Origin of the sequence: Paraburkholderia susongensis (genome assembly GCF_900177725.1) — a bacterium.
In the GTDB taxonomy this organism is placed as follows: Bacteria; Pseudomonadota; Gammaproteobacteria; order Burkholderiales; family Burkholderiaceae; genus Paraburkholderia; species Paraburkholderia susongensis.
Genome location: NZ_FXAT01000002.1, coordinates 435,954 through 448,636, shown reverse-complemented (window position 1 = coordinate 448,636; position 12,683 = coordinate 435,954). Strand labels below are relative to the sequence as shown.

The 12,683-nt window shown below is 64.7% G+C and carries 11 protein-coding genes and 1 other RNA gene; 4 read left to right on the top strand and 8 right to left on the bottom strand.

The features are described 5' to 3' along the window. The 7 genes from B9Z01_RS07115 to trxA form a co-directional block, all read right to left on the bottom strand. Positions 1-1,758: an ArnT family glycosyltransferase gene (locus B9Z01_RS07115; protein WP_085481538.1), complete on the bottom strand. Its 1,758-nt coding sequence runs from the start codon at positions 1,756-1,758 to the stop codon at positions 1-3. A gap of 361 nt (positions 1,759-2,119) precedes the next feature. Beyond that, entirely contained in the window at positions 2,120-2,386 is a 267-nt protein-coding gene (locus tag B9Z01_RS07110) for a type B 50S ribosomal protein L31 (RefSeq protein ID WP_085481537.1), read from the bottom strand. A gap of 220 nt (positions 2,387-2,606) precedes the next feature. Continuing rightward, positions 2,607-3,440: a M90 family metallopeptidase gene (locus B9Z01_RS07105; RefSeq protein WP_085481536.1), complete on the bottom strand. Its 834-nt coding sequence runs from the start codon at positions 3,438-3,440 to the stop codon at positions 2,607-2,609. A 15-nt stretch (positions 3,441-3,455) separates the two neighbouring features. Beyond that, entirely contained in the window at positions 3,456-5,024 is a 1,569-nt protein-coding gene (locus B9Z01_RS07100; protein ID WP_085481535.1) for an MFS transporter, read from the bottom strand. Next, a complete protein-coding gene (locus tag B9Z01_RS07095) occupies positions 5,021-5,557 on the bottom strand; it encodes a MerR family transcriptional regulator (protein ID WP_085481534.1) in 537 nt (178 codons plus the stop codon). Before B9Z01_RS07095 ends, B9Z01_RS07100 begins: the two co-directional genes overlap by 4 nt. 221 nt (positions 5,558-5,778) lie before the next feature. Further along, the gene (gene rho / locus B9Z01_RS07090; RefSeq protein ID WP_085481533.1) at positions 5,779-7,047 is read right to left on the bottom strand and encodes a transcription termination factor Rho; all 1,269 of its coding nucleotides are present in this window, start codon (positions 7,045-7,047) and stop codon (positions 5,779-5,781) included. 262 nt (positions 7,048-7,309) lie between these two features. Next, complete coding sequence (trxA, locus tag B9Z01_RS07085) at positions 7,310-7,636, bottom strand: thioredoxin TrxA (RefSeq protein ID WP_006048864.1); 327 nt, start codon at positions 7,634-7,636, stop codon at positions 7,310-7,312. Between the two features lie 512 nt (positions 7,637-8,148). Between trxA and ffs the strand changes: the two genes are divergently transcribed. Next, positions 8,149-8,247: signal recognition particle sRNA small type (ffs, locus tag B9Z01_RS07080), an RNA gene on the top strand. Here the strand turns inward: ffs and B9Z01_RS34710 are convergent. After that, on the bottom strand, positions 8,243-8,491 hold the full coding sequence (locus tag B9Z01_RS34710) for a hypothetical protein (protein ID WP_143808848.1): 249 nt from the start codon (positions 8,489-8,491) through the stop codon (positions 8,243-8,245). The two genes, ffs and B9Z01_RS34710, sit on opposite strands and share 5 nt — an antisense overlap. 44 nt (positions 8,492-8,535) lie before the next feature. Between B9Z01_RS34710 and B9Z01_RS07075 the strand changes: the two genes are divergently transcribed. The 3 genes from B9Z01_RS07075 (at position 8,536) to recR (ending at position 12,488) form a co-directional block, all read left to right on the top strand. Continuing rightward, the gene (locus tag B9Z01_RS07075) at positions 8,536-11,214 is read left to right on the top strand and encodes a DNA polymerase III subunit gamma/tau (protein WP_085481532.1); all 2,679 of its coding nucleotides are present in this window, start codon (positions 8,536-8,538) and stop codon (positions 11,212-11,214) included. A gap of 73 nt (positions 11,215-11,287) precedes the next feature. Continuing rightward, entirely contained in the window at positions 11,288-11,614 is a 327-nt protein-coding gene (locus B9Z01_RS07070) for a YbaB/EbfC family nucleoid-associated protein (RefSeq protein WP_085481531.1), read from the top strand. A gap of 277 nt (positions 11,615-11,891) precedes the next feature. Next, the gene (gene recR, locus B9Z01_RS07065; protein WP_085481530.1) at positions 11,892-12,488 is read left to right on the top strand and encodes a recombination mediator RecR; all 597 of its coding nucleotides are present in this window, start codon (positions 11,892-11,894) and stop codon (positions 12,486-12,488) included. Positions 12,489-12,683: the final 195 nt, after the last annotated feature.

Sequence of the window (12,683 nt, the reverse complement as noted above, 5' to 3'; positions counted from 1 at the left end):
TCAGTCGAGCTTCTTGTGCCAGCCGCGGCGCTTGCCAGGTGGCGGTTTCGGGCGGTCGATGCGCACGTACAGCCGGAAGCGTTCGTCGCGGTCGGCCGCGCGGCGGCCTTCCCAGACGAGCTTCCAGATGTAGTCCGGCATCGCGCTCGGATCGCTATAGTCCTGCGTGTCCTGGCGAAGGATCACGTCGCAGTCCTGGTCGAATGCGAAATGCATGTCGCCGAAATACGCGAAGGTCGCGATCTGCGCGTTGCCGAGCCGCACCGGTGAGATGCAGCTGTAGTCTTCGGGCAGATGGCTCGCGATCTGTTGCGCGACGTCGCGGTAGGTCCGGCTGTAGTTGACGACCGGCAGCCACAGCGTCATGAGCAGCACCCACATCAGCGTCGTGCCTGCGCTAGAGAGCACGACGCTACGCCACAGTACCTTCGGATGACGCGCGAGACGCCAGCGCACGAGCAGGAACCAGCACACCGTCACGGCTACCGCGCACACGAACGACAGAATCTTGAACTGCGGCACGAAGCCCGGCGCGAGCCGCGCGAGGTTGCGCGCGAGCGGATGCGGAAAGCCGGTGAGGCCGGCCACGTACACGAGCCATACGAAGCTGCCGAGAATCGTGAAGCTGAGCAGCGCGAACCAGTCGATCGCATTGATCGCGCCGCGCTTGAGCGTGGGCAGCGCGAAGGTGGCGAGCACCGCGAGCGGCGGCAGCAGCAGCATGTAGAGCCGGTTCGACTGATGGCTTTGCAGTACGACGAGCACGAAGAGCGGGCCGATGACCGAAAGCGGAATCGCCACGTGCGGCGCGCGCCGCAGACCTTTCCAGCTAAACCACGACCACAGCGCGAGCGGCCACGCGGGCCAGGTGAAGAGCGGCAGGTTTTTCAGCGCATACGCGGCGACCGAACCGGGTGGCCCCGCGAACGAGCTCAGGCTCACGTGCAGCCATTGGTTCAGATACCAGACGGCATCGTCGGGGAAGGTGGCGAGCGCGATGATCGGCCACGACGCCGCGAGCACGAGCATCACCGGGAGACCCGCGAGCAGCAGCCAGCGCGAGCGCGTTTCGCGCACGATCAGCGTCATCGCGAGCGTGCCGAGCAGCAGTGCGCCGACCAGCACCGGGCTGCTTGCGAGCGTGACGAGACCGATCGCGAGACCCCAGAGCAGCGCGCCCTGGATTGGCTTGTCGATCATGCGCACGAGGCCGTACACGAGCATCGCGATGCAGACGAACTGCGCGAGTTGCGGCGTGGTTTCGTGACCGCGCTCGGCGAGACCGAAACATGCGAGCAGGATCAGCAGCGCGCCGTCGGCGAGTGTGCGGCCGTAGTCGCGCGGCTCCGGCTCGCCGCCGAACGCGTATTTGAACGGCTGCACCTCGGCGCGCCGGCCGAGCAGATAGGCGCCGTACCAGACGAACGCGCAGCCCGCGCAGAACAGCAGGCCCGTGAACACGCGCGACGCGTTGCTCGCATCGACCCACGGCGCGAGCACGCGGATCGCGCTTGCGCCGAGCCAGTAGCCGAGCGGGCCGTCCTCGGTCAGATATTTGCCGACGAGGTTCGGCAGCAGCCAGTCATGGGCGCCGCCGTTCGCCATCGTCCACATGACACCGAAGCCGGCTGCGTCCTCGTTCTTCCACGGATCGCGGCCGAACAGGCCAAACGACGCGTAGACGATACAGATGGTCAGCAGCAGCCAGCGCGGCAAGGCACTGGTCGCAGAGGCAGTGAGGCGAACGACAGGTCTCATGCAGTGTGTGTGGAGTCTGGATAAGCGATGCAGCCGGGGGCCGGCCGGCGGGTCAGGGCGGCAGGCCGCCCGTCTCGGGCATCCGGCATTGTAGACGTGCCGTGCGATGCACGTCACGGCCAGTAACGGCCGGCAACGCCGTTGTGAAAGCTGTTACACGGCGCTGAGGGCGAGGCGCCGCCCGGATGTCTGGTTGCGGCGCCTGATTTTTGCGCAGGGATTTTGCACGCCCGCATCCGGCGCTGCCGGTGACGCGAGTCATGCGCACGAGCATGTGTAGAAGCAGGCGACAAAAAAGGGCAGCTCGCGCTGCCCTTTTTTTCTGCTTCGCTGCCGGCTAAAGGCCGGCGACGATGCGATATTACTTCGCTGCTGCCTTGCCCGAAGCGCGTGCACCGAACTTCTTGTTGAACTTCTCGACGCGGCCGGCCGTGTCCATGATCTTCTGTTGACCGGTGTAGAACGGATGCGATTCCGACGACACTTCGATCTTCGCGAGCGGGTAGGTCTTGCCGTTGAATTCCGCGGTTTCACGCGTCTGGATGGTCGAGCGCGTCACGAACCTGAAGTCGTTCGACATGTCGACGAACAGAACTTCGCGGTAATCCGGGTGAATGCCTTCTTTCATGGTCTTTCCTTTAATCTGGCGGTAGCCAACCCGCGTGCAGCCTTGCTGATGGACTGCCTTCAGGCGCGAGCCACTTGCCTACGGTCGAAAAACCGCGATTATGCCAGAAAATCAGTTGGTTGGCGAATTTTCTGCCAGCGCTTTCTATTGGCTCCGGTTGGGCTCCCGGCGAACGCCTGTCTGGCTCGGGACATAGGGTTGGTGATTCTCGGTCATGCCCTCAAGCCGGCGCGAACGTCAGCCCGACACGCGCCGGATCCTGCCGGTAATAGCGCGCAAGCAGCCGGTACAGCTCCGGATATTCCGCCTCGAACGCCTGCGGCTGCACGAACAGCGCCTCGCTGCACACGGCAAAAAATTCCGACGGATGATCGGCCGCGTATGGATCGATCAGCGATTCCCGCTCGAAACGCGCCCAGCGGCGCTGCGGCACCGCGTCGACCTTCGCGCAGAACTGGTCGTATGCGTGGTCGAACACATCCGCCCACGCCGGTCCGTCGAGCGGCGCGTGCCAGCGGCGCATCAGCGGCGGGTGGCCGTCCGCCTCGCCGTTCAGCATGTCGATCTTGTGCGCGAACTCGTGTATCACGACGTTGTACGCGTCGGCGCTGTCCGTCATCTGCGCGTCTTCCCACGAGAGCACCACCGGTCCGCCTTCCCACGCCTCGCCGCTCGCGTCGTGCTCGATCTCGTGCACGACGCCGTCTTCGTCCTCGACGGTCTTGCGGATCACGAACTCGCCCGGATAGACGATCACGCCGACCCAGCCGCGATACAGATCGAGGCTCAGGTTCAGCACCGGTAGACAGGCCTGCGCGGCGATCCCGACCGTCATCGCGTCGGTTAGCTCCAGTTCGTGCGCGGTCGAGAACTCCTTTTGCGCGATGAAGAGGCTCGTCAGTTCGCGCAGCCGCGCGAGATCGGGCGGCTCGAGGTGGGCAAGAAACGGCAGGCCGTCGAGCGTGGCCTGCCACAGCGGTTCGTCGATCGCGTAATCGCGCAGTGCGCGCTCGCGGCGGCGCGTGCCCAGCCAGTCAGTGAGTTTCGAGAGCATGGCGTGATTGCACCTCTAGTCGATCTGTTTTTGCCACGCGGCGAACAGGCCGCCGCATATCGCGACGCCGATCAGGAAATAGAAGCCGTCGAGCGAGGCCAGAAAACTCGCCTGCTGCGCGACCGTCCGGCTGATCGACGCGATCGCGAGCGCATGCGCCTCGGACGCCGCATGGCCGGCGGCGGTGAAGCCTCGGGTCAGCGTCGCGAGCGTATTCTGGAACACCGGATTGTACGGATTCACGGACTCCGCGAGGCGACTCTGATGCAGCGCGAGCCGATGCTGTTCGACGATGATCGCAGAGGCGGTGGCGAACGAGATCGTCAATTGCCGCACGATGTTTTTGAGCCGGTAGCCGTGCGTGAACTCTTCGATCGCGAAGATCCGGAACGTGAGGTTGGCGACCGGCAGCACGATGAAGAGCAACAGCAAGCCGCGCAGCAGCAGCGGCACGAGGAGCGCCGCTTCGCCGACGCCCGGCGACATGCGTGTCATCCACGCAGCGGTAAAGGCGGCCAGTGCGAAGCCCGGCACGATGATCCACTTCTTGCGCGTCAGCAGTTTGGCATAACGCAGGTAGACGAACAGCGCGCTCGCCGAAATCAGCGACGTCACGCCGACGAGCCGCCCGGTATTCTCGACCGGATAGCCGAGGCCGCTTTCGAGAAAGCGCGAGATCAGGTAGCTGAACACCGTCGTCATGTAGTAGTAGAACATGTACAGCACGATGCCGACCTGGAAGACCTTTTCGCGCAACGCGTGCAGGCGCACGAGCGGCGCGGGGTGATGCCACTGGTGATACACGAACCAGCCGAGTGCGCCGAAGCCTGCCACCGTCAGCAGAATCAGGCCAGGTGACGCGCTGAAGAGCTGGAAGCGTACCTGCTGCATGACGATCTGCAGCGCGCCCTGGGCGAACGCGAAGATCAGATACGGCCAGAAATGCGAGGAGCCGCGTTCTTCGGGCAGGCGGTTGCCGGCGTCGGGTAGCGCGAGCAGCGCGAGCACGGCGAACAGTATGCCGGCCGGCACCGTGCAGGCGAACAGCGCGCGCCAGTCGAAATGCGCGACCAGTTGCCCGCCGGCGAGCGGTGCGAGCGCGCTCGCGAGGACGATCAGCAGCAGAAACGCGCGCGTGGCCGCGGGCCGTTGCTGCGGCGTGAAACTCATCTGGATCAGGATGCGGCAGGTGCCCATCATCGGGCCGATGAAGTAGCCCTGAAAGCCGCGCGCGAGTGCGAGTTCGATCGACGATTCGCTGAGCGCGGCCGCTGCCGCGCCGGCCGAATAGAGCAGCATGCAGCCGGCCACGTAGCGCCGGTAGCCGAAGCGCTCGACCCACCATTCCTGCTGCAGGATGCCGAGCACCGCCGCGACCGCGTACGCGCTCGACGCCCACACGAGTTCGTCGGGCGATGCATTGACGCCGCCTGCGATGTAGCTCGCGAAAAACGAAAAGATCGCGTTGTCGAAATAGTCGAGGCCGGTGACGACCGCGAGCACCCACGGGAAAAAATCGCCGCGCAGTTTTTCGACGCTGAACCACGCGGCACGCGACGCCGGCCGCGACGATGCAGCGCTCATGAGGATTTGCCCGGCGCGGCACCGCGTGATTTGCCGGCGCGCCTGGCGGGTGCCGTGCCCGCCGTTTGGGCCCGCGCGTTGCGGCGTTGCTCGAGCAGCTTCTCGGCGTTTTCGCCGGCAAGGCGCCGCTCCAGATAATCGAGATCGGGGCTCAATTCGGCGCGCAGCTTCTGCGCTTCCTTGAGTTCGCGGCCCACCGCTTCGATGCGAGAGTCGAGCGCCGCGACCTGCTGGGCGATCGCGTCGCGAATCTGCCGCAGCGATTCGGTCGAGTAACGATGACCGCCGTCGACCGGTTCGAGCGGACGCTTGAGCATTTCGGTAATGCTATGCAGCGAGAAGCCGAGCGAGCGCAAACGCAGGATGCGCGCGAAGCGCTTGAGGTCCTCCTCGTCGTAGAGGCGGTAGCGGCCTTCGCTGCGCGTGGGCGAGACGAGGCCGCGTTCCTCGTAGTACTTCAGCGTGCGCGGGGTGACGCCGAGCCGTTCGGCGGCGTCGCGCACGGTCAATAGCGCGGGGGTGTCGTTCGGCATGAGCGGAGACGGGGAGTGACGGACTGTCCGCATTGTACTCTAACGTGTACGTTCACGTACATGTTGAGGGAGGATCCGACGGACGGGCGAGTCGGCAGACGGACGCGCGAGAGAGACAGCGAGGGCGAGGGCGAAAAAAAACCGCTCGCAGATCGCGAGCGGTTTTTTATCCGGTGATACGGCCGCCAGCCTTGACTGACGGCCAGCGCGAGTGTCGAGCGTTAGCTGCCGCCACCGCGACGCATCATGTCGAAGAACTCGGAGTTGCTCTTCGTCTGGCGGATCTTGTCGAGCAGGAATTCCATCGACTCGACTTCGTCCATGTCGTGAATGAACTTGCGCAGTATCCAGATCTTCTGCAGCACTTCCGGCTTGATCAGCAGTTCTTCGCGGCGCGTGCCGGACTTGTTCAGGTTGATCGACGGGTAGACGCGCTTCTCGGCGAGGCGGCGCTCGAGGTGCACTTCCATGTTGCCGGTGCCCTTGAACTCTTCGTAGATCACGTCGTCCATGCGGCTGCCGGTTTCGATCAGCGCCGTGCCGATGATGGTGAGCGACCCGCCTTCCTCGATATTGCGCGCCGCGCCGAAGAAGCGCTTCGGGCGCTGCAGCGCGTTCGCGTCGACACCGCCCGTGAGCACTTTGCCCGAGGCCGGCACGACCGTGTTGTAAGCGCGCGCGAGACGCGTGATCGAGTCGAGCAGGATCACGACGTCGTTCTTCATTTCGACGAGGCGCTTGGCCTTTTCGATCACCATTTCGGCGACCTGCACGTGACGCGCGGCGGGTTCGTCGAACGTGGAGGCGATCACTTCGCCCGCCACCGAACGCTGCATTTCCGTCACTTCTTCCGGACGCTCGTCGATCAGCAACACGAACAGCTTGATGTCGGGATGGTTCTGCTTGATCGCGTGGGCGATGTGCTGAAGCATCACGGTCTTGCCCGACTTCGGCGAGGCGACCAGCAGGCCGCGCTGGCCTTTGCCGATCGGCGCGATCATGTCGATGATGCGGCCCGTGACGTTTTCTTCGCCGCGCATTTCACGTTCGAGCAGCAGCACCTTGTTCGGGTGCAGCGGCGTCAGGTTTTCGAACATGATCTTGTGCTTCGAGGCCTCCGGCGGCTGGCCGTTGACCTTGTCCACCTTCACCAGCGCGAAATAGCGCTCGCCGTCTTTCGGCGTGCGCACTTCGCCTTCGATCGTGTCGCCCGTATGCAGGTTGAAGCGGCGGATTTGCGACGGACTGATATAGATGTCGTCCGTGCTGGCCAGGTAGGAGGTTTCCGGCGAACGCAGGAAGCCGAAACCGTCCGGCAGCACTTCGAGCGTGCCGTCGCCGAAGATCGTGTCGCCCGCTTTGGCTCGTTTTTTTAGAATGGCGAACATCAATTCCTGCTTGCGCAGGCGGTTCGCGCTTTCGATCTCGAGGCCATTGGCCATCTCGATCAATTGGGACACGTGCTGAGTCTTAAGCTCGGATAAATGCATACGGAGAACCCGCAGGAGAAGGTGCGACGAAATGAAATCTGGGAGGAGGGTGAGCGGAACGCTCAAAGACTTACACGTCTTTTCGACGTTTTGTGGATTCTAGCATAGCACACGCCAACTTCCGCCAGTGCGGCGGCGCGGCATCTTTCTCGTGAGGCGTGTTGCCGGCTGACAACACGCCCCGCCAGTGCGCGCAACCGATGCGCTCAACTTCAGGCGCGTGCGGATTACGTTGGATCCACACACGCCGCAGCCCCGCTTTTTACAGGTTGCCGTCGAGGAATGCCGTGAGTTGCGACTTCGACAGTGCGCCGACCTTCTGTGCGGCGACCGCGCCGTTCTTGAACAGGATCAGCGTGGGGATGCCGCGCACGCCGAACTTGACCGGCGTGGACTGATGCTCGTCGACATTGATCTTGGCGATTTGCAGGCGATCGGCGTAATCCTTCGCGACTTCGTCGAGGATCGGCGCGATCATCTTGCACGGACCGCACCATTCGGCCCAGAAATCGAGCAGCACGGGTTTATCGGATTTCACGACGTCCTGTTCGAACGATGCGTCGCTAATATGTTTGATTTGTTCGCTCATTTATGAATACCTCTATCGGTTCGAGGCCCGCCTGAATTGCTCGCCACGATACGTCAAAAACCAGGGAAATTTCCGTTCGCTTTGCCGCGCCCGGAGTCGCGCCGCGCATGCCTGCGAAAATCCGGGAGAACCGCCTGAAAAACCGCCGGATTTTCACGGAATGCGCGGGAAGGCTCGCGTTTGCGGGTCATCCAACTGGCAGTGTAGCTTAATTCGCTATGCGTTGCCGGGGGCGATAGTACTCATCAGAGGCAGTGGGGCCAACGACTGCCGGTGATGTGCCACCAGGTTTCCGTCACATGCTGCGGTCACCGCGACGCAGCTTAAATGGTGGCGCGCGGGGCGAAGTCAAGTGCGCTGGGCGGGGTGGCTTCGGCGTGCGTTCCGGTGGATGCGAGGAAGATGGCGAGCGGCGCGCGAAGAAGGGCAAAGGTGTGCGATCCGGAGCGTCGATTACGTTTTGCTCGTATTAACAGTCGCGCGATGCGCCAGGCAATGATAGAATGTTTCGTGACGGGCCTCCTCGCATGGCGGGATGGTCAACCTGGTCAGGTCGGGAACGAAGCAGCCACAGCCGTTTTCCGCCAGTGCCGAGGGTCGGGCTCGTCACCTTCCTCTTCTGTTTCCCCCAGTTGTTTTCTTCGCGGTTTCTCCGCAGCCATTTTTCCGGCTTTCATTCTGATCGTTCGTCGTGTTCCACCGGGGCGTCGACGCGGTCGACTCGCGCGCATCACCGCATGTCGCCTCGCAGTTCACCACCGCTGTCATCAAGGCTGCCATCGTGAATGTCACAGGTTTTCCGCGATGGCCCGTCAGGCTGTTCCAGGGAAGCGGCAACACGCGTTCGCGCTTCATCCCGAATCGGTTTTCCGCGCCATTGTTACTGATACAATTTCCCGATGACCTATCAAGTTCTCGCACGCAAATGGCGGCCGAAGGATTTCGCTTCGCTCGTCGGACAGGAGCACGTGGTGCGCGCGCTCACCCACGCGCTCGACGGTGGCCGCCTGCATCATGCCTATCTGTTTACAGGCACGCGCGGTGTCGGCAAGACCACGCTGTCGCGCATCTTCGCCAAGGCGCTGAACTGCGAGACCGGTGTGACCTCGACACCGTGCGGCGTGTGCCGCGCGTGCCGCGAGATCGATGAAGGGCGTTTTGTCGATTACGTGGAGATGGACGCGGCGAGCAATCGCGGCGTCGACGAAATGGCCGCGCTGCTCGAACGCGCGGTGTACGCGCCGGTCGATGCGCGCTTCAAGGTCTACATGATCGACGAAGTGCACATGCTCACGAACCACGCCTTCAACGCGATGCTGAAGACGCTGGAGGAGCCGCCGCCGCACGTCAAATTCATTCTCGCGACCACCGATCCGCAGAAGATTCCGGTCACGGTGCTGTCGCGCTGTCTGCAGTTCAATCTGAAGCAGATGCCGGCCGGCCATATCGTCTCGCATCTCGAACGCATTCTCGGTGAAGAAAACGTGCCGTACGACGCGCAAGCGCTGCGTCTGCTTGCGCGTGCGGCCGACGGTTCGATGCGCGACGCGCTCTCGCTGACCGACCAGGCGATCGCCTATTCGGCGAACCAGGTCAGCGAAGACGCGGTGCGCGGCATGCTCGGCGCACTCGACCAGAGCTATCTGATCCGGCTGCTCGACGCACTTGCGCAGGGTGACGGCGCGGCGGTGCTCGCGATCGCCGACGAGATGGCGTTGCGCAGCCTGTCGTTTTCGACGGCTTTGCAGGATCTCGCGAGTTTGCTGCACCGGATTGCGTGGGCGCAGTTCGCGCCGTCATCGGTGCTCGACGAATGGCCGGAAGCGGCTGATCTGCGGCGCTTCGCAGATGCGCTGAGCCCCGAGCAGGTGCAACTGTTCTATCAGATCGCGACGATCGGCCGTAGCGAACTCGGCCTCGCGCCGGATGAATACGCCGGTTTCACGATGACGCTGTTGCGCATGCTCGCGTTCGAGCTGGCGCCTAATGGTGGTGGCGGTGGTGACGGAACGGCTGGCGCCGGTTCGCAGGCGGGCGCGGCTGGTGCGAAGCGCTCGGGCGCGCCGACGGTTGCCGCGCTACGCGCGCTGTCGGGGTCGTCCGCAACGGCAATCGTGGGCGGGGCGGCTTCGCCCGCGCCGGCCGCGAGCGCGCGCGATGCGATGCCCGCCGCCGCGCCGGTGCGTGGAACTCAAACTGCCGATGCAGCCAGGGATCGAGATGATGCGGTGAAATCCGCGCCGATTGCGCAGCCCGCAGCTGGCGCGGCTGCCAACACCGCGCAAGATACGGCAGCACCGCAATCGCGTGATGCCGAGTCGGCAACCGTCAGCGAGCCGGCACAGGCTTCGGATGGCGCGACGGCGGTGGCCGCATGCGCTGGCGATACGTCGCCTGTCGTTACGGAGCGCCCGTTGGCTCCCTGGGAAGACGCGCCTGCGAACGAAGACGCTGCTGGCGCTCGCGTGAACGAACCGGCGCCAAATGAACTGGCCGATGCGGCATCTGCGTCCGCGCAGAGCGCGCCGACCGCGCCTGAAACCGCCGCGCTGGCGCGCGCGCAGCAGGCCGTATCGCCGGAGCAGGAGCAGGAGCAGGAGCCGGAACAGCCACCCTCGACAACTGCGCCAACTCCAGCCGATTCCACTCCACGGCGCGCCGGCGGCGCAAGCGCCGCCCTCGACGTATTGCGCAACGCCGGCCTCAAAGTATCCTCGGAGCGCAACCGTGCGAGTTCGGCAACGGCGTCTGCGGCCACTGCCAAACCCAGCGCCGCGCCCGCGACGCCGAAACCAGCCGCGCCGCGCGTGGTGGTCCCGGTGCCGACGCCGGGCGCGCCCCGCCGTGCGCCGCAGGATGCCGCAGATACGGCAGCAGATTCCGCTGGCGCCGCCGCGCAGCCATCACCTGCGCGCAGCAGCGCCACGGAGCCGGACGGCTCGTCGGTTCCGCCGTGGGACGACATGCCGCCCGACGACTACATCCCGCTCTCCGCCGCGGACGACGGCTATTTCGGCCCGCCGGACGATAACTACGTGCCGGTGTTCGACCGCGGTCCCGACGACGTCCGCATGGACCGCGCGGCCGCCACGGCGGCCAGGTCCGCCGCCACGCCGCCAGCGCTCGACACGCGTCCGCTGCCGCCCGCCGTGCCGCTCGATTCACTCGGCTTCAGCGGCGACTGGCCCGCGTTCGCGGTCGATCTGCCGCTCAAGGGCATTTCGTACCAGCTCGCGTTCAACAGCGAACTGATGGCGCTGGACGGCAGCACGCTCAAGCTCAACGTGCCGGTGCCGCAATACGCGGAAGTGTCGCAGGTCGCTAAACTGAAGGCCGCGCTCATCGAACGGCTCGGCCGGAGCGTCGATGTGCAGGTCGAAGTCGGCCCGGCGCGCCGCACCGCCGCCGCGCACGATGCCGCCGTGCGCGCGCAGCGTCAGCAGGAGGCCGAGCGCGAGATTCGCGCCGATCCGTTCGTGCAGTCGCTGATCCGCGAGTTCGGCGCGAGCATCGTCGACGGTTCGATCCGCCCGATTACCCCGGACGCCGCCCCGAACGGCGCGGCGCCGGCCCACTGATCCGCTATTTCGCGGCGTCGTCGCACCGCGGCGCCGATGTCCAGATTTCAAGCTATCTAGAAGGAGCATGTCCATGATGAAGGGCCAACTCGCCGGGCTGATGAAGCAAGCCCAGCAGATGCAGGAAAACATGAAGAAGATGCAGGAGCAGCTCGCGCTGATCGAAGTCGAGGGCCAGTCGGGCGCCGGTCTCGTGAAGGTGACGATGACCTGCAAGAACGACGTGCGCCGCGTGTCGATCGACCCGAGCCTGCTCTCCGACGACAAGGACATGCTGGAAGACCTCGTCGCCGCAGCGTTCAACGACGCCGTGCGCAAGGCCGAGGCGACCGCTCAGGAAAAAATGGGCGGCATGACCGCGGGCCTGCCGTTGCCGCCGGGCTTCAAGCTGCCGTTCTGAACTGGCCGCAACGAGAGCGAATGCCGCGGCGGTCATCGCCGCGGTGCGAACGCAGGCGCTGAGCCGGCACGCGACGCGTGCAAGCCGCAGATGCTGGAAACACCCGTGGCGCCGCAGTGCAGGCCGAGCGTGAAAATGCCAGCCGACGCTGGACGTTGCAGGCGCCGCAGATGCGACCGATGCGGTAGACGCCACGATCGCGCTAAAGCACGTTCGAGCAGCGTTCGCCGTTTTTCGATTCGCCCACCGCGTACCATCCACTTCGACGCCGATCCGCATGAAACAACCTTCCGCCTTGTCGGCGCTCGTCGAAGCGCTGCGCGCGCTGCCCGGTGTCGGGCCCAAGTCCGCGCAACGCATGGCGTATCACCTGATGCAGCACGATCGCGAAGGCGCCGAAAAACTCGGCCGCTCGCTGCTGTTCGCCACCGAGCATCTGCGTCACTGCGAAAAGTGCAACACGTTTACCGAAGCGCAGATCTGCGAAGTCTGCCTCGATGAAGAGCGCGATCCGTCGCTGCTGTGCGTCGTCGAGACGCCGGCCGACCAGATCATGCTCGAACAGACGATGACCTATCGCGGCCTCTATTTCGTGCTGATGGGGCGCCTGAGTCCGCTCGACGGCATCGGCCCGAAGGAGATCCATTTCGACCGGCTCGTGAAGCGCGCGTCGGATGGCATCGTCAAGGAAGTCGTGCTCGCCACCAATTTCACCAACGAAGGCGAAGCCACCGCGCATTACCTCGGGCAGACGCTCAAGGCGCGCGGGCTCGCGGTCACGCGTCTCGCGCGCGGCGTGCCGGTGGGCGGCGAACTCGAGTATGTCGACGCCGGCACGATCGCACGCGCGATGCTCGACCGCCGCTCGATGTAGCGCGGCGCGATTTCGCGATGCCGTGGCGAGTGGGCTCTTTTGCTGCGGGCAGCTTGGCCGCCGATCTCATCGGCGGGCGCACGAGGGCTGGAATCAAGCCGTGCCATCTGAGTTGGAAGCGCGCGAGTTCTGAATGAGCGCTGAATGAGCGCTGGGCAGGCCTTGGGTGAGCCCTGTACGGCTCGCTCGTCGTGG